Origin of the sequence: Metabacillus bambusae (assembly GCF_017497975.1) — a bacterium.
GTDB lineage: Bacteria > Bacillota > Bacilli > Bacillales > Bacillaceae > Metabacillus > Metabacillus bambusae.
Genome location: NZ_JAGDEL010000013.1, coordinates 132,959 through 149,534, shown reverse-complemented (window position 1 = coordinate 149,534; position 16,576 = coordinate 132,959). Strand labels below are relative to the sequence as shown.

Annotated in this window: 15 protein-coding genes; all 15 read left to right on the top strand. The window is 36.7% G+C overall.

What is annotated here, in order from left to right:
* Positions 1-369: 369 nt before the first annotated feature.
* The 15 genes from qoxA (at position 370) to I7822_RS17150 (ending at position 16,482) form a co-directional block, all read left to right on the top strand.
* Positions 370-1,329: a cytochrome aa3 quinol oxidase subunit II gene (gene qoxA, locus I7822_RS17220; RefSeq protein WP_207980345.1), complete on the top strand. Its 960-nt coding sequence runs from the start codon at positions 370-372 to the stop codon at positions 1,327-1,329.
* Between the two features lie 17 nt (positions 1,330-1,346).
* Entirely contained in the window at positions 1,347-3,296 is a 1,950-nt protein-coding gene (qoxB, locus tag I7822_RS17215) for a cytochrome aa3 quinol oxidase subunit I (RefSeq protein WP_207980344.1), read from the top strand.
* Between the two features lie 3 nt (positions 3,297-3,299).
* Positions 3,300-3,917, top strand: a complete 618-nt coding sequence (gene qoxC / locus I7822_RS17210) for a cytochrome aa3 quinol oxidase subunit III (RefSeq protein ID WP_207980343.1) — start codon at positions 3,300-3,302, stop codon at positions 3,915-3,917.
* A complete protein-coding gene (qoxD, locus tag I7822_RS17205) occupies positions 3,914-4,216 on the top strand; it encodes a cytochrome aa3 quinol oxidase subunit IV (protein ID WP_207980342.1) in 303 nt (100 codons plus the stop codon). Before qoxC ends, qoxD begins: the two co-directional genes overlap by 4 nt.
* 386 nt (positions 4,217-4,602) lie before the next feature.
* Entirely contained in the window at positions 4,603-5,637 is a 1,035-nt protein-coding gene (locus I7822_RS17200) for a LacI family DNA-binding transcriptional regulator (RefSeq protein WP_207980341.1), read from the top strand.
* Between the two features lie 59 nt (positions 5,638-5,696).
* Positions 5,697-7,376: a glycoside hydrolase family 13 protein gene (locus I7822_RS17195; protein WP_207980340.1), complete on the top strand. Its 1,680-nt coding sequence runs from the start codon at positions 5,697-5,699 to the stop codon at positions 7,374-7,376.
* Between the two features lie 194 nt (positions 7,377-7,570).
* On the top strand, positions 7,571-8,293 hold the full coding sequence (locus tag I7822_RS17190) for an MBL fold metallo-hydrolase (protein WP_207980339.1): 723 nt from the start codon (positions 7,571-7,573) through the stop codon (positions 8,291-8,293).
* Between the two features lie 16 nt (positions 8,294-8,309).
* Positions 8,310-8,885 carry a TetR/AcrR family transcriptional regulator gene (locus I7822_RS17185; RefSeq protein WP_207980338.1) on the top strand — a complete coding sequence of 192 codons (576 nt, stop codon included), beginning with the start codon at positions 8,310-8,312 and terminating at the stop codon, positions 8,883-8,885.
* A gap of 27 nt (positions 8,886-8,912) precedes the next feature.
* Complete coding sequence (locus I7822_RS17180; RefSeq protein WP_207980337.1) at positions 8,913-9,251, top strand: YrdB family protein; 339 nt, start codon at positions 8,913-8,915, stop codon at positions 9,249-9,251.
* Positions 9,252-9,478: 227 nt separating this feature from the next.
* Positions 9,479-10,816 (top strand): MATE family efflux transporter, encoded by a 1,338-nt coding sequence (locus I7822_RS17175; RefSeq protein ID WP_207980336.1) that lies wholly within the window; start codon positions 9,479-9,481, stop codon positions 10,814-10,816.
* A 607-nt stretch (positions 10,817-11,423) separates the two neighbouring features.
* Positions 11,424-12,524 carry a glutamate 5-kinase gene (proB, locus tag I7822_RS17170; protein WP_207980335.1) on the top strand — a complete coding sequence of 367 codons (1,101 nt, stop codon included), beginning with the start codon at positions 11,424-11,426 and terminating at the stop codon, positions 12,522-12,524.
* 11 nt (positions 12,525-12,535) lie between these two features.
* Positions 12,536-13,780, top strand: a complete 1,245-nt coding sequence (locus I7822_RS17165; RefSeq protein WP_207980334.1) for a glutamate-5-semialdehyde dehydrogenase — start codon at positions 12,536-12,538, stop codon at positions 13,778-13,780.
* A 239-nt stretch (positions 13,781-14,019) separates the two neighbouring features.
* Positions 14,020-14,733 carry a 5-oxoprolinase subunit PxpB gene (gene pxpB, locus I7822_RS17160; RefSeq protein ID WP_207980333.1) on the top strand — a complete coding sequence of 238 codons (714 nt, stop codon included), beginning with the start codon at positions 14,020-14,022 and terminating at the stop codon, positions 14,731-14,733.
* On the top strand, positions 14,730-15,740 hold the full coding sequence (locus tag I7822_RS17155; protein WP_243459513.1) for a 5-oxoprolinase subunit C family protein: 1,011 nt from the start codon (positions 14,730-14,732) through the stop codon (positions 15,738-15,740). The genes pxpB and I7822_RS17155 overlap by 4 nt, the downstream gene beginning before the upstream one ends.
* Positions 15,727-16,482, top strand: coding sequence for a LamB/YcsF family protein (locus I7822_RS17150; RefSeq protein ID WP_207980332.1), 756 nt, complete (start codon positions 15,727-15,729; stop codon positions 16,480-16,482). Before I7822_RS17155 ends, I7822_RS17150 begins: the two co-directional genes overlap by 14 nt.
* The last annotated feature ends 94 nt before the right edge of the window (positions 16,483-16,576 follow it).

The following is a 16,576-nucleotide window of genomic DNA, read 5'->3' as shown; positions in this document are numbered from 1 at the left end:
AGCTATTGCGATTTATTAACATTTTTTTAGTTTATGATCTAAATAGATGGGAAAACAGTTTAAATAGACATAGAAACTTGGGAAAAGTCACTTATCAATAACTGATAACGGGTTTTTCTTTACTATTCATTGCTTTTTGCTAGAAAGGATAACGCTTTTTTAACTACCAATACATAAATACTTTACCAATATTGTTAACAATCTGTGAAAAAACTTAGTCTAAATTTTGAATGTTAGTCAATAAAGCGGATTCAGCTATTTCGTTTTTTTTATATTTTGATAGTATGTGTAGATGTAAACATTTTGTTTTTTAAATTGAATCTACTTCATTCTTAATCTTTTACTTTTTAGAAAGGAAGGTGAACATAGATGTTCAAAAAGTTTAAACCATTGATAAGTGTAGTGATGGGTTTGCTTTTTTTAATGGTATTAAGTGGCTGTAGTGAACTTGCTGTATTTGATCCGAAAGGCCCTAATGCTGAAACTCTACGTGATCTTATTATGTATTCTATCTACTTTATGCTATTTATCATGATTGTTGTTTACGTCTTATTTACCTTTGTTATTGTAAAATTTCGTGACCGAAAAAATTTCAATGAAAAGGATCATGAACCAAACATTCATGGTAGCACGAAGTTGGAAATAATCTGGACGCTTATTCCAATTGTAATCATCATTGCTTTATCAATTCCAACTGTTAACGCACTTTATGAATTGGAACAACCACCAAAGGAAACTGCTCATAAAGAGCCAATCGTGATCCATGCAACTTCTGCAGATTGGAAATGGATTTTTAGTTATCCTGAGGAGGATATTGAAACAATTAATTATGTAAATGTTCCTGAAGATCATCCTGTTCTTTTCAAAATTACCTCTGCAGATTCGATGAGTTCTTTTTGGGTTCCACAAATAGGTGGACAAGAATATGGAATGCCTGGAATGGTCAATGATTTATACCTTCAGGCCGATGAACCTGGAATATATGATGGCATGAACTCTAACTTTACAGGAGAAGGTATGACTCACCAGAAGTTTAATTTTGTTGCTTTAGAAGAAGACGAGTATCAAAATTGGGTGAAAGAAACACAAGAAAACGCACCAGAACTTACTGAAGAAACATATGAAAAATTAATGTTGCCTGAAACAGTTGAGGAAATGACGTTTTCAAATACACATTTAGATATTGTAGACCACGGGGTCGATTCCGGTGAATATGCGATGAAAATTCGCGAAAAATACGGGATTGAAGTAGGTGTACAAGGTGAAGAAGAAAACGATCAGGAAGAGTCAGATTCAACGGATGAATCAAACTCACATCAACATCACTAAGGAAGGAGGAACACCAAATGTTTGATTTTATTAAAGATAATTTAATTTTAAATGATCCAATGCTTATTGGGGCTAACATATCCATCTTATTATCTGTGATTGGGATCGTATTTATTTTAACGTACTTTAAAAAATGGAAATGGCTATGGACAGAGTGGTTAACAACTGTCGACCACAAAAAAATAGGGATAATGTATATTATTGCTGCCATTGTCATGCTTTTCCGCGGTGGTGTTGATGCATTATTAATGAGAGCACAACTGACTGTTCCTAATAATGAATTTTTAACATCACACCATTATAATGAAATCTTCACAACACACGGTACTATCATGATTATTTTCATGGCAATGCCTTTTGTTATGGGGCTTATGAACGTCGTTGTTCCTTTGCAAATTGGAGCGAGAGACGTAGCATTCCCATATTTAAATGCGTTAAGCTTTTGGTCATTTTTCTTTGGAGCAATTTTATTTAATATTTCCTTTGTATTTGGTGGATCACCAGATGCAGGTTGGACGAACTACGCTCCTTTAGCAATTGAAGGTAGTACTGGACCAGGAATAAACTATTATTTACTCGGTTTACAAATTTCAGGGATCGGAACACTTTTAACTGGTATTAACTTTATTGTAACAATCATTAAAATGCGCGCTCCAGGTATGACGCTACTTAAAATGCCTATGTTTACATGGACGTCGCTTGTAACTGCATTTATTATTGTCTTTGCCTTTCCAGTATTAACTGTCACTCTAGCGTTAATGACATTTGATCGTATATTTGGAACTCATTTCTTTACGTTAGCTGACGGAGGAATGCCGATGCTTTGGGCAAACCTGTTCTGGATTTGGGGGCATCCTGAAGTATATATTGTTATCTTGCCAGCGTTCGGGATTTTCTCTGAAATTATCTCGACATTTGCAAGAAAGACATTATTTGGTTATAAATCAATGGTTATATCAATCGTGACGATTTCTTTCCTAAGCTTCCTTGTTTGGGTTCACCATTTCTTTACAATGGGTGGAAGCGCAGCGGTTAACTCTGTGTTCTCAATCACGACAATGGCCATTGCGATACCAACAGGAATTAAAATCTTTAACTGGTTACTAACACTTTATAAAGGTCGGATTGAGTTTTCCGTACCAATGCTTTGGTCGGTCGGTTTCATTCCAACATTCCTAATTGGAGGAGTTACAGGTGTTATGCTTGGGATGGCAGCAGCCGATTTTCAGTACCATAACAGTTACTTCCTTGTTGCTCACTTCCACTATACATTAATTGCCGGAACAGTATTTGCTTGCTTTGCAGGGTTTGTTTTCTGGTATCCAAAAATGTTCGGTCATAAATTAAATGAAAGACTTGGAAAATGGACGTTTTGGTTCTTTACGATTGGTTTTAATGTTTGTTTCTTGCCGCAGTTCTTATTAGGATTTGATGGTATGCCAAGACGTGTATACACATACGGTCCAGAAGATGGATGGACTGGATTAAACGTTATTTCAACGATTGGTGGTATAGGAATGGGTATCGCCTTCATGATCCTTGTTTATAACGTATATTACAGCTTCCGTTATTCTAAAAGAGAAACAACAGGTGATGTGTGGGGGAATGGACGTACACTTGAATGGGCAACAACTACTGCGGTTGCTCCACATTATAACTTTGCAGTTGTTCCTGAAGTTAAAGGTTATGATGCATTCTGGCTTATGAAACAAGAGAAGCAAAAAGAAAAAATCGAATATAAACCAATTCATATGCCAAGTAACGCAGGAACGCCTATTGTTATGTCAGCTTTCTTCTTTGTAGCAGGTTTCGGATTAGTCTTTAAACTTTGGTGGATTGCTATTTTAGGTGGTATCGGCGTCCTAGCATGTTTAGCAGTTCGATCTCTTCGCTCACATAAAGAGGATGAAGGTTATTATGTCAGCGTGGAAGAAATCTTAAAAACGGAAGAGAAAAAGGAGGCGTGAGTGATGGCACATGTAAATGAAAATATAAGTCCTGACACGCCCTTGGAATATCAGTCTGGAATAGGCAGACTGAACATCTTTGGATTCTGGATCTTCCTGGGCGCTGAAATGGCTTTATTTGCTACAATCTTTGCAACATTTTTTGTACTTGATGGCCACACAGGCGGAGGTCCTCTGCCTAGTGAGCTTTTTGATCTTAAGAATACATTAATTATGACATTGCTATTGCTAACAAGTAGCTTCACTAGTGGGCTTGCGATTCATGAAATGAGAAGAAACAATGTGAAATCGATGATTGTTTGGATTATTATTACATTGTTGTTCGGCTTAGGATTTCTTTATATGGAAATCACTGAGTTCATCCATTTAGTTCATGAAGGTGCTACTCTTGGTACAAATGCATTCTGGTCTGGTTTTTATTTCTTGACTGGAACACACGGACTTCACGTATCACTTGGTATTGGATGGATTATCTTAATTGTTCTTCAAGTTATAAAAAGAGGTTTAACACCAGATACAGCTAAAAAGGTATTTATCTCAAGTTTATACTGGCACTTTTTAGACTTTGTATGGATCTTTGTCTTTACAGGTGTTTATCTATTAGGGTTGGTGGGATCATGACAAATAATACTAGTAATCATAACCATTTTCCGTGGTCACAAATTATTGGTTTCATCTTTTCAATTGTTTTAACATTTCTAGCGGTTTGGTTGGGACTATACACTGACTTACCATTAAATACAATTATTATTATTGTATTCAGCCTTGCATTTCTCCAAGCAGCTATTCAGTTATTTATGTTCATGCACGTGTCTGAAGGCGAAAGTGGTGTTTGGCAGGTAGGTAAGATGATATCTGCAGCATTAATTGCAATAATCATTGTTGTGGGTACAGTTTGGGTTATGACATCTATGCACTAATAATACAAAAAACCGAGTAAGAACTAATTGTTCTTCACTCGGTTTTTTGTATACTATTTAATTAAACTGACAGTACATATTGTGCGTTTAATTTATATATGATATATTAAGTTCGAGATTGCGCAAGCGATTTCATTAAATTATATTAAAAAGCACTGTCTTCTCAAGGGGAGTAGGCTATTCATTACTATATAGATTTGCGCAAACGTTTTCCTGAAGAGGTATTCATTCTAAACAGGCTTACTATAAAATGTTATTTTCAGGGTAGAATTGAGGCGAAATCTGTAGTTTCAAGATATTCAAAAAAATAAGGGATTTTGGTTAGAATTCATTATATTATATCACAAATTAAATGGATAATTCTTTCCTTTGTTAAGGAGGTTGCTATGATCGTTACAATCAAAGATGTAGCAAAAGAAGCAAATGTAGCACCATCAACTGTCTCGAGAGTTATTTCAAATAGCCCGCGAATTAGTGAAAAAACGAAAAAACGTGTTAGAGAAGTAATGGAACAACTAGGTTATCACCCTAATTTTCAAGCTCGTAGTCTAGCTGCTAAAAGCACTCAGGCAATTGGTGTGATTATGCCTAATTCTGCTTATCATGCATTTCAAAACCCCTTTTTCCCAGAAGTATTAAGGGGAATAAGTACAAATGCACACACTAATAAATATGGTATTTATTTATCAACAGGATCAACAGAGGACGAAATCTTTGAAGAGGTCACTTCTATGGTTCAAGGAAGACGAGTTGACGGAATTGTTCTCCTGTATTCTCGGGTGAACGATAAAACGATGAAATTTTTACAAGAAGCAGATTTTCCTTTTACAGTAGTTGGAAGGCCAGATGAAAATGAAGAACGAGTTACGTATGTAGATAACGATAATATTTTTATTACAAAACAAATTACGAATTATTTAATCAAGTTAGGCCATACGAATATTGCCTTTGTTGGTGGCAGTCTAGACTTTGTTGTCACAATTGATCGTTTAAATGGTTACAAATTAGCTCTAAGTGAAGCAGGAATTCCATTCAATGATGAATACTTAGTCAATGAAGAGTTAATAAAAGAAAATGGTAAGAAAGCTATTACCTCACTTATGAATTTGCAGTCACCACCAACAGGGCTCGTTACTCAGGATGATTTAATCGCTTATGAAATAATTAGTCACCTTGAGAATATGAAGATTCGTGTTCCTGATGATGTATCAATTGTTAGCTTTAATAATTTACTGCTTTCTGAGCATTCAAAGCCATCAATAACGTCAGTTGATATAGCAATTTATCAGCTTGGATATGAGGCAGCAAAGTGTTTAATTGAAATAATAAAAAATCCGGATTTATTACCTAGACGAATTACAATTCCTACAAAAATCATTGAGCGTAAATCTTGTGCCAATAATAAGAATATCTCAATGTGACGCAAGTATATATTGAAAGTTTTAATAATCCCATTCGTAAGAAAGTGAGGAAAGAATAAATGAAAAAAGTATGGTGGAAAGAAGCTGTCGCATACCAGGTCTATCCTAGAAGTTTTATGGATTCTAATGGCGATGGTATCGGTGATTTGCAAGGCATGATTTCCAAATTAGACTATATAAAAGATTTAGGAATTGATGTCATTTGGATATGTCCAATGTACAAATCACCAAATGATGATAATGGTTATGATATTAGCGATTATCAAGATATTATGGATGATTTTGGGACTATGGTAGATTTTGATCAATTATTAGAGGAAGTTCATAATCGTGGGATGAAACTCATTATTGACTTGGTTATTAACCATACGAGTGATGAACACCCTTGGTTTATTGAATCTCGTTCTTCAAAAGATCATCCTAAACGTGATTGGTATATTTGGCGTGATGGTAAGGACGGTAAGGAACCTAATAACTGGGAAAGTATCTTTAGTGGATCTTCTTGGAAATATGATGAAAATACACAACAATATTATCTTCACCTCTTTTCAACAAAGCAACCAGATCTTAATTGGCGAAACAAAGAGGTAAGAAATTCTTTATACGAAATGATTAATTGGTGGCTTGATAAAGGGATTGATGGGTTTCGTGTTGATGCAATTAGTCACATTAATAAAGAAGAGGGCTTAGAGGATATGCCAAATGATACGGGACTAAAATATGTTCCATCCTTTGATAAGCATATGAATGTAAGTGGAATTCATAAATACCTTCAAGAATTAAAGGAAGAAACCTTTTCTAAATACGATATTATGACTGTTGGAGAAGCAAACGGTGTGAAAGCAGAGGATAAAGAAGACCTTGACGAGTGGGTAGGTGAAGAAACAGGAAAATTCAATATGGTATTCCAGTTTGAGCATTTATCGTTATGGGATGCAGGTAAAAAGAAAAAGCTAGACATTGTTGAATTGAAAAATGTCTTATCAAAGTGGCAAAAAGGTCTTGAAAACAAAGGATGGAATGCACTTTTTATCGAAAATCATGATCAACCACGTAGAGTCTCTACCTGGGGAAATGATGCACAGTATTGGTATGAAAGTGCAACTGCACTTGGGGCGATGTACTTCCTAATGCAAGGAACACCGTTTATCTATCAAGGTCAAGAAATTGGAATGACGAATGTGAAATTTAATTCTATTGAAGATTACAATGATGTTGCAGATAAAAATATGTACCGAATTAAACGTGAGGAAGGCGTGGCACATAAGGATATTATGGATGTAATTTGGTCTTCAAGCCGCGATAATTCAAGAACACCGATGCAATGGTCAGCAGAGAAAAATGCTGGTTTTACAACTGGAAAACCATGGCTAGGTGTGAATGAGAACTTTAAAGAAATAAATGTAGAAAATCAACTTCAAGATGAGTCATCAGTGCTTCATTTTTATAAAAAAATGATTCAACTTAAGAAGAAAAATGAAGTATTCACCTATGGAGACTATAATTTGATACTTGATGATCATCCGCAAATTTATGCGTATACACGTACAATGGATAATGACAAGGTTGTTGTGTTTTCAAATCTATCAGAGGAATTAGCGACATGGGAAGATGTATTGGATTTCTCTGTAGGTTCAGAAGGCTTATTGCTAGCAAATCATGATGTACTTGACCACGACTTAGTTTGTAAGTTTACTCTAAAACCATATGAAACAAGAGTATATCGAATTAAAAACTGATTTAATGTAGGTGTATCACATTTTAGTGGTATGCCTTTTTAGTATGGTATTGGGCAGTTGGAAGTGAAAATACTTAACGGTATTATTTGTAGAAAATTATGTAAAAAGTCCCCTTGTTAAAAATAATGAAACTAGTTACAATAAAACTAATGATGTTAGTTTTAAAACTAATCGGATTAAAGGGGAGATTTTTTATGAAATTATCAAAGGAAGAGACTGTTTATCAACTGACATTTTTACCAGGTTTTTTTCCAGTGAATTGTTTCTTAATTGAAGAACAAACAGAACTTACGCTAATTGATACAGGGATACCGAGCAGTTATAAAGGAATTTTGAATGTAATTGAAAAACTTGATAAGCCACTTACAAATATTTTATTAACACATTCACATGTAGATCATGTTGGTTCCTTAGATGAACTGAAAAGAAAATTCCCTCATGTCCCTGTATCCATCTCTACTCGTGAAAGTCGTTTACTAAAAGGGGATAGAACATTAGACAGTAATGAGTCACAAATACCAATCAAAGGTGGAGTTCCTAAAAGTCTTAAAACAACACATGCAGATCACCTGCTGGATGAAGGAGATCGCATTGGTTCATTACAGGTTATTGCAACTCCAGGACATACGCCAGGCTCAATCTCTTTCTTTGATACTCGTAACCAAGCAATAATTGTCGGCGATGCGATGCAGACTAGAGGAGGAACCGCGGTAAGTGGCCAAATTGTTCCGCTTTTTCCATTTCCCGCATTTGGTACATGGGACAAAGAAATAGCAATTGAAAGTGTGAAAAGGATTGATAAATTAAAGCCTAGCTTATTGGCAGTAGGTCATGGAGAAATGATAAAAAACCCAGAACTCCTTATTCAAAAGGCTATTCATCAAGCAGAAAAAAATGTAGCAACAGCCACGAAATAGAGAAAGGTTGATTAGGATGTCACCAAGAATCGGACTTAATTTACAAACAATCTTACAAACAGCTACTCAAATTGCTAATGAAGAGGGTGTAGAAGCAATTACCTTAGCAACCTTGGCAAAAAAACTATCGGTACGTCCGCCATCTTTGTACAACCATATTGATGGATTATCTGGTCTACGAAGAAAATTAGCTATACACGGCTTGGAAGAACTTTATAGCAAGCTAACACAAGCTGCAATTGGGAGATCAAAGGATGTAGCAGTCCATGCAATTGCGGATGCCTATGTTGCATTTGTAAGGGCTCAGCCTGGATTATATGAGATAACAATTAGTATATCTGATCCGGAAGATATAGAGATTCAATTAGCAGGTCAAAAGATCGTTGATTTAACAATTCAAGTGTTAAATGGATACGGTTTAGAAAAAGATGCAGCGCTCCATGCTGTTCGTGGATTAAGAAGCATTTTACACGGATTTTCTTCTCTTGAACAAAAGGGTGGGTTTGGTTTGCCTCTTGACCTTGATATTAGCCTCCATTTATTAATTGATAGTTTTTTAGCTGGAATTGACAAGATGAAAAAAGATTCATAACGTTACACTGTACTGGGGGAGAGGGGAATGCTTTTATTAAAAGCTAGTAATTTAGGCTTGCGGTTTGTTTTAGAACTTTGTGCATTAGCAGCACTTGGTTATTGGGGTTTTAAAACAGGTCATGGAATCTTTCTGAAGGTTATATTAGGGATTGGGACACCATTAGTAGCTGCAACTCTTTGGGGATTGTTCGGCTCCCCGGCTGCACCCTTTAAAGTTGGTGTCCCAATTAGACTACTATTAGAGATTGTTATCAATGGTGCAGCAGCTTTCGCATTATATGCTTCAGGCAAACCTTCATTAGCTGGTACTTTTATTGTTGTCGTTATTATTAATAAAGTCCTAATGATTGTTTGGGAACAGTGAAGAGGAGTGGAGCAATTTGATGAATTTTGTCGAATGGTCGATAAAATGAAAAAATCGAAGATAAATAATCATTTTTCGAAGATAAATTAATATTTTCGAAGATAAAAGCCTCATAATCGTAGATAAAAATTTATCGTAAACCTCCCATTATATAAAATGCAAACCTTGTGCGTGTCTATCCAGGGCTATGATAAGATAAATGGATCGACATGAGAGGAATGTATGGCATGAATCAACAGGATTTTACGAATGGAAAGATTGTGAAGCAAATCTGGTTTTTTTCACTGCCGATTATGCTTACAAACCTATTACAAGTATCCTATCAATTTATCGATAGCTTGTGGGTTGGGAATCTGCTCGGTGCAAATGCTCTAGGGGCAATTGCCGTATCTAGTACGGTGATTTTTACAATTTTATCGTTCATTATTGGAATAAATAACGCAACTTTAACGATTCTTTCACAGCAAAAGGGTCAAGGGCATGAAAGTGGGCTAAAGAGTTATATTAATGCGTTTGTTGTGATATTAACGAGTTTATCTGTTTTGTTAGGGATCATCGGCTATATCTTTTCCAAGACGATCGTAGAATTTCTCGGTACTCCTCAGTCAATGATCCAAGAGGCAACGGCTTATCTTCAAATCAATTTCATCGGAATCTTATTTTTATTTGGCTACAATTTCATCGGAACAGTCCTAAGGGCACTAGGTGATAGTAAAACACCGATTCGATATGTTGTCATTGCCGTTATTTTAAATGCGCTTCTTGATCCGATATTTCTGTTAGTATTCAAACTTGGAATTGAAGGTGCAGCCTATGCAACGATTCTTTCACAAGGTATTGCTTTTTTATATGGTATTTGCGATACGATGAAACGAAAGCTTATCCCGTTTATTCTACCTAAGCTACCTAAAAAGGATGAAATCGTGACGATTTTAAAGCTTGGAACTCCATCAGGCCTACAAATGACCGTCATTTCAGCTGGTGTCATGGCAATTATGAGTGTTGTCAACTCCTTGGGGAATGATGTTGTCGCTGGATTTGGTGCTGCACAGCGTCTTGATAGTGTCATCATGTTACCAGCTATGGCTCTTGGTACAGCTGTTAATAGTATGGCTGGACAAAATATCGGGGCAAATAAGATGGACCGTGTTCACCAGATTGCTAAATATGGAGTTTTGATCAATCTATTTATTATGGTCTTTATAAGTATTCTGGTCGTTTTATTTGCAGAAATGGCGATTAGGCTATTTATTAATGAAGAAGCCGCTGTTCAATTTGGAATGAGATACTTACAGATTATTGCCCTATTTTATCCGTTTTTAGGGATTAATTTTATCTTAAATGGTATTGTCCGTGCTGCAGGTGCGATGTTTCAAGTATTAGTTTTAAATGTGATTTCCTTTTGGATTCTTCGCTACCCATTATCCTATTTATGTTCAGTTTGGTTAGGCGAAAATGGGATTGCAGTTGGAATGGGACTAAGTTTTGTGATTAGCAGTGTGATTGCATATGGTTATTATAAGTTTGGTAAATGGGATGAAATAAAGATAAGTAAGAAACTGTGAAAATAACAATAACTCCATTTGTAAATTTTCTAAAAATTAGCGTTTACAGGCTTGACAGTAGGCAAAATACTCGGCATAATAGTAAAAAATCGGAGAACGTTTACGGAGGAATAGTAAGCGGGACTTTTAGTACCAGAGAGTGAAGTTTATTAGCTGGAAGACTTCATAACATAAAAGCTGCCGAACCTACCTCCCGAGTCCTATGAAAACATAGGCGTGTCCCTACGTTAAAAGGGTAAAGTGGGATGTGATTGAAAAATAGATAAGAAGGTTTAAGTTTTTGTACTTAGATTTCGAGTCTAGCTCCAGCGCCACAGCTTCGAAGCACAGGACGTGCGAGGCAGTCAATGCGACAGGACGTCGCGTTTTTGACTGCCTCTAGGGTCTAGCCGCTAATGAATTGAAGGTAAAGAACACCTTCATTTCATTAGCGTCTTATGCTTGTCGGAGCTGAACAAGGCGCTTCCGCATTTCTAATTCACATTCAATAAAGGTGGTACCACGGAAGCATAGCTCTTTTCGTCCTTATTTTTAGGGATGAATAGGGCTTTTTTGTTTTAAATATGCAGGGTATGTATTTTAAGAAAGATAGTGGAGGAAAGAGATCATGGAAAAAAAGCGGATTGTCGTCAAGATCGGTAGTAGCTCGTTAACAAATGCTAAGGGTCAAATCGATCAAGAGAAATTTTCAGACCATGTTCATGCAGTGGTAGCATTACGTGAAGAGGGTCATGAAGTGCTGCTTGTGTCATCAGGTGCAGTAGCTGCAGGATTTGCTCGGCTAGGTTATCCAACACGACCGGTTACATTAAAGGGTAAGCAAGCAGCAGCTGCGGTTGGACAAAGTCTTCTTGTCCAATCCTATATTGAACAGTTTGGTCAATTTGATATCATACCTGCACAAATTCTTTTAACACGAAATGACTTTTCAAAGCAGGATCGCTATAAAAATGCTTATGCGACAATTACAGAGCTTTTAGAACGAGGGATTTTGCCAATTATTAATGAAAATGACACCGTCTCTGTTGAAGAGCTTACATTTGGTGATAATGATATGCTTTCTGCACTCGTAAGCGGACTTATTCATGCCGACCAGCTTATTATTTTAACAGATATTAATGGATTATATGATTCAAATCCTCGGACAAATCCTTTAGCAAAAAAAATAGACTATCTACCAGAGGTATCAGACGACATGCTTTCTGCAGCTGAAGGTGCTGGAACAAAGGTAGGAACAGGCGGAATGAAGTCGAAATTAATGGCTGCTAAGACGGCAATTTCATTAGGTGTTCAAGTATTCATTGGCTTAGGGAAAGGAAATAACAAGCTAATAGATATAATCGAGGGCGCAGGAAATGGAACCTATATTGGAAAAGACGGATTAACTTCTATTAATAATAGTAGACAATGGATTGCGTTTCATTCGGAAGTATCAGGCAAAATTTACGTTGATAAAGGTGCAGAGGATGCACTTTTATACAATGGAAAAAGTCTACTTCCTGCTGGAGTCTATGATATTAAAGGCTCATTTCAGAAATGTGATGTTGTTGAAGTGGTTGGACCAAATGGATTACTAGGCAAGGGTGAGGTTCTTTTTTCTTCTGATGAGTTAAAAAAATTCATGGGGAAACGAAGTGAAGAGCTAAGTAAAGACGAGGTTTTGTCATCAATTGTTGTGATACATCGAAATAAATGGGTAAAAGCATAGGAGGGAATAGGATGAGTGAGGTCTTACAAAAAGGAAAAGCAGCAAAAAATGCAAGTTTTATGATGGTTGGCATTTCAACAGAGGAAAAAAATGATGCGTTGGCGAAAATTGCTGATCAGTTACTTGTAGATCAAGAGTTTATCCTTGAAGAAAATCAAAAGGATCTTGAAGCTGGAAGAAAAAATGGATTATCAGAAAGCGTGTTAGACCGTATCATGCTAAACGAAAAACGCATTCTTGATATGGCAGAAGCGATACGACTTTTAATTGATCTAAAAGATCCTGTAGGAGAAATGCTAGAAACGATTCGTAAAGACAATGGTCTGCTTATTAATCAGAATCGCGTTCCACTTGGTGTAATCGGGATGATTTATGAAGCAAGGCCTAATGTAACAATTGATGCAGCAACACTTACATTAAAAACAGGAAATGCTGTTATTTTAAGAGGAAGCTCATCTGCACGTTTTTCAAATAAGGCCCTTGTTCAGTCAATTCATAAAGCTCTAGAAATAAGCAAAGTACCTGTAGATGCTGTCCAATTAATTGAAGATACAAGCAGAGAAACAGCAAAAGAACTATTCCACTTAAAGGAATATTTAGATGTTCTAATTCCACGTGGTGGTAAGAACCTGATCGATACAGTGGTTAGAGAGGCAACAGTACCTGTTCTTGAAACAGGAGCTGGAAACTGTCATGTGTTTATCGATGAATCAGCAGATTATAAGATGGCTGAAAGTATTGTGATTAATGGAAAAACTCAACGCCCTTCCGTATGCAATGCGATTGAAACGATTTTAGTAGAAGAAAAATGGTTTGCACAATATGGTAAGGATTTACTTGATGCGCTAAATGACAATGGTGTTGAAATTTATGGGGATGAAGTAGTAAGTAGTGTGTTTGGTGCTGCGAAATTAGCAACAGAAGAAGATTGGTATACTGAGTACTTGGCTCTTTCCGTAAGTGTAAAGGTAGTAAACAGTGTGGAAGAAGCTATTAACCATATTAATAAGTATGGAACAAAACACTCAGAAGCAATTATCACAGCAAGTGAGGACCATGCAAATAACTTCCTAAATAAAGTTGATGCTGCAGCTGTGTATCATAATGCATCAACACGTTTTACGGATGGCTCTGAATTCGGATATGGAGCGGAAATTGGCATTAGTACACAAAAGCTACATGCTAGAGGTCCGATGGGATTAAACGCATTAACTTCAAGTAAGTTTTTTGTTTATGGAACAGGACAGATTCGTTAATAAATGAATGAAAGTGAAGATTGATTTGGAGCTTAACCTATTATTATTAGGTCTAGCTCCTTTTGTATTTAGGGAAAGTACTGTGGCTAACATTTTATGCTTATAAAAGTCAGACAATAGTAGTAAACCTCAGGTTAATGGTAAAATAAAGTTAATAATCAGACTAAATCTAAAATGTTTCATAAAAATTGATTTAAGGGATCTCAATTACAATCAATCAGAACGAGAAGGAGGATAAAATGGACCAAATCACCTTTTACCCACAAGGCGACAAGGCAATCACGATTCATTTTGGTCAAGAACTACATAAAGACCTTCATCTAAAGATCATTGCCTTCACTGAATTCATAGAAGCACACCCTTTTCTAGGATTGCTCGAGGTCATCCCAAGCTTTACTACTGCCACAATTAGTTATGAACCAACAAAGGTTGAGATGCTTACTCCCAAAAAAACACCATATGACGTTGTCCTTAATATCCTAAAATCCAGTTTAGCTAACCTACCTGTATCCAATTCTTATCCATCAAAAACAATCACAATCCCAGTTTGCTATGGTGGAGATTTTGGCCCTGACTTACAAGATGTTGCAAGCTACCATCATCTAACACAACAGCAAGTCATTGATATCCACGCTAACCAAGAGTACTTAGTTTATATGATTGGTTTTGCGCCAGGCTTTCCTTATCTTGGTGGGATGTCAAAAGAAATTGCAACACCAAGGAAAGCGACGCCAAGATTGACGATACCGGTAGGGAGTGTAGGGATTGGCGGGGAACAAACAGGTGTATACCCGATCGAAAGTCCAGGAGGCTGGCAGTTAATTGGCCGAACTCCATTACAATTATTTCGACAGAATGCTAAACAACCTAGTCTATTGAGTGCAGGAGATTTCGTCCGTTTTCAACCAATTACTCCACAGCAATTTGAAGCTCTAAGGATTGAGAAGCAATGACGATAAAGGTGCTGGAACAAGGTTTATCGACAACAGTTCAGGATTTAGGGAGAATTGGCTTTCAGAAATATGGAGTTGTTGTTGGAGGTGTGATGGATGAGGTTGCAGCAAAAATTGCCAATATTCTCATTGGCAATAACGAAGATGATGCAGTAGTAGAAATGACGTTAATAGGACCAACATTATTATTTCAACAGGATACGTTAATATCGCTTTGTGGAGCTGATTTGTCTGCGAGCATTGGCGGTAAACCTGTACCATTATGGAAACCAATTTTTGTAAAAGCAGGAAGTGTCCTTCGCTTCGGCCGTCCACAACAAGGCTGTAGAACCTACTTAGCGATTGCAGGGGGAATTGATGTTCCATTGGTAATGGAAAGCAGAAGTACATATGTAAGAGGTGGTATAGGTGGTTATCAAGGCCGTGCTTTGCAAAAGGGGGATGTACTTAACTTCAATCCAAGTGATTTATCAAAATTCCTTCGTATGCAAATTTGGTCAGGGCCATTTAAACCAGTCAATTGGACTGTAAGTTCTCTAATAAAACCAGTTTATAAAAAAGACCCACAAATACGGTTTATAAAAGGACCTCAATTTGATCTATTTACAGAAAAGTCTAAAGGAGAATTTCTTTCAGAAAAATATAAAGTTACTCCTAATTCAGATCGCATGGGATATCGCCTATCTGCAAAAGCACTTAAGTTAACCACCAATGTTGAACTTTTATCAGAAGCTGTAACGATGGGAACGATTCAAGTGCCAAAAGATGGTCAACCGATTATTCTAATGGCTGATCGGCAAACAATAGGTGGTTACCCGAAAATAGGTTATGTAGCAAGTATTGATTTTCCAGTATTATCACAAGTATTGCCAGGCGAAAACCTGACTTTTAAAGAAATAAGCATACCAGATGCCCAAAGATTGCTTTTAGATAGAGATCAGATGATTTCAAAAGTGAAAATGGGTATTTCATTAGCTTTTAGGAGGATGAAGAATGGTTCGTATTGATTTGAATTGTGATATGGGGGAGAGTTTTGGAAGATATACAATCGGTGCCGATGAGCAGATCATTACTTCTATTACATCTGCAAATATTGCATGTGGGTTTCATGCTGGCGATCCGGAAACGATGAGGAAAACCGTACGTCTGGCATTGGATCATTCTGTAAGTATTGGCGCACACCCAGGCTTAGATGATTTAAAAGGCTTTGGTAGAAGAACAATGTCTATTACATCAGCGGAGGTGTATGATATCGTTGTTTACCAAATCGGTGCACTTCACGGCTTCGTATTAGCTGAGGGAGCCGTATTAAAACACGTAAAGCCACATGGTGCGTTATATAATATGGCTGCTGTAAAGAAGGAACTTGCAGAGGCGATTGCCGAAGCCATTTATAAAATAAACCCCGAGCTTATTTTATATGGGCTTGCTGGAAGTGAATTAATTAAAGCAGGAGACAAATTCGGCTTGAAAACAGCGAATGAAGTATTTGCAGACCGAACGTATCAAAGGGATGGTACGTTAACTCCTCGTCATCAAGAGGACGCACTTATTAAAGATGAAAACACAGCAATCGCTCAAGTGATAAAAATGGTGTTAGATCAAAAGGTTATCACACAATCGGGACATGAAGTACCAATAACTGCTGACACAATTTGTATCCATGGTGACGGGGAACACTCGGTTGAATTTGCGAAAAAAATAAATAGAGCCTTGCAGGATAATGGTATAGAGGTTAAAGGGTTGTGAATAAGAATTTAAGTGCCCGGGAAATATTTTCCTCACTCATGGGTCAAAAATAGTCTACCAACTAAATAAACCAATCCAATAATATTCATATGGT

What these genes read in the sequence shown, in the direction of transcription:
- I7822_RS17195 (WP_207980340.1), top strand. Translation starts at nt 5,697, where the DNA reads ATGAAAAAAGTATGGTGGAAAGAAGCTGTCGCATACCAGGTCTATCCT.
- I7822_RS17155 (WP_243459513.1), top strand. Translation starts at nt 14,730, where the DNA reads ATGACGATAAAGGTGCTGGAACAAGGTTTATCGACAACAGTTCAGGAT.
- pxpB (WP_207980333.1), top strand. Translation starts at nt 14,020, where the DNA reads ATGGACCAAATCACCTTTTACCCACAAGGCGACAAGGCAATCACGATT.
- qoxA (WP_207980345.1), top strand. Translation starts at nt 370, where the DNA reads ATGTTCAAAAAGTTTAAACCATTGATAAGTGTAGTGATGGGTTTGCTT.
- I7822_RS17165 (WP_207980334.1), top strand. Translation starts at nt 12,536, where the DNA reads ATGAGTGAGGTCTTACAAAAAGGAAAAGCAGCAAAAAATGCAAGTTTT.
- I7822_RS17200 (WP_207980341.1), top strand. Translation starts at nt 4,603, where the DNA reads ATGATCGTTACAATCAAAGATGTAGCAAAAGAAGCAAATGTAGCACCA.
- qoxD (WP_207980342.1), top strand. Translation starts at nt 3,914, where the DNA reads ATGACAAATAATACTAGTAATCATAACCATTTTCCGTGGTCACAAATT.
- I7822_RS17175 (WP_207980336.1), top strand. Translation starts at nt 9,479, where the DNA reads ATGAATCAACAGGATTTTACGAATGGAAAGATTGTGAAGCAAATCTGG.
- qoxB (WP_207980344.1), top strand. Translation starts at nt 1,347, where the DNA reads ATGTTTGATTTTATTAAAGATAATTTAATTTTAAATGATCCAATGCTT.
- I7822_RS17190 (WP_207980339.1), top strand. Translation starts at nt 7,571, where the DNA reads ATGAAATTATCAAAGGAAGAGACTGTTTATCAACTGACATTTTTACCA.
- qoxC (WP_207980343.1), top strand. Translation starts at nt 3,300, where the DNA reads ATGGCACATGTAAATGAAAATATAAGTCCTGACACGCCCTTGGAATAT.
- I7822_RS17185 (WP_207980338.1), top strand. Translation starts at nt 8,310, where the DNA reads ATGTCACCAAGAATCGGACTTAATTTACAAACAATCTTACAAACAGCT.
- proB (WP_207980335.1), top strand. Translation starts at nt 11,424, where the DNA reads ATGGAAAAAAAGCGGATTGTCGTCAAGATCGGTAGTAGCTCGTTAACA.
- I7822_RS17150 (WP_207980332.1), top strand. Translation starts at nt 15,727, where the DNA reads ATGGTTCGTATTGATTTGAATTGTGATATGGGGGAGAGTTTTGGAAGA.
- I7822_RS17180 (WP_207980337.1), top strand. Translation starts at nt 8,913, where the DNA reads ATGCTTTTATTAAAAGCTAGTAATTTAGGCTTGCGGTTTGTTTTAGAA.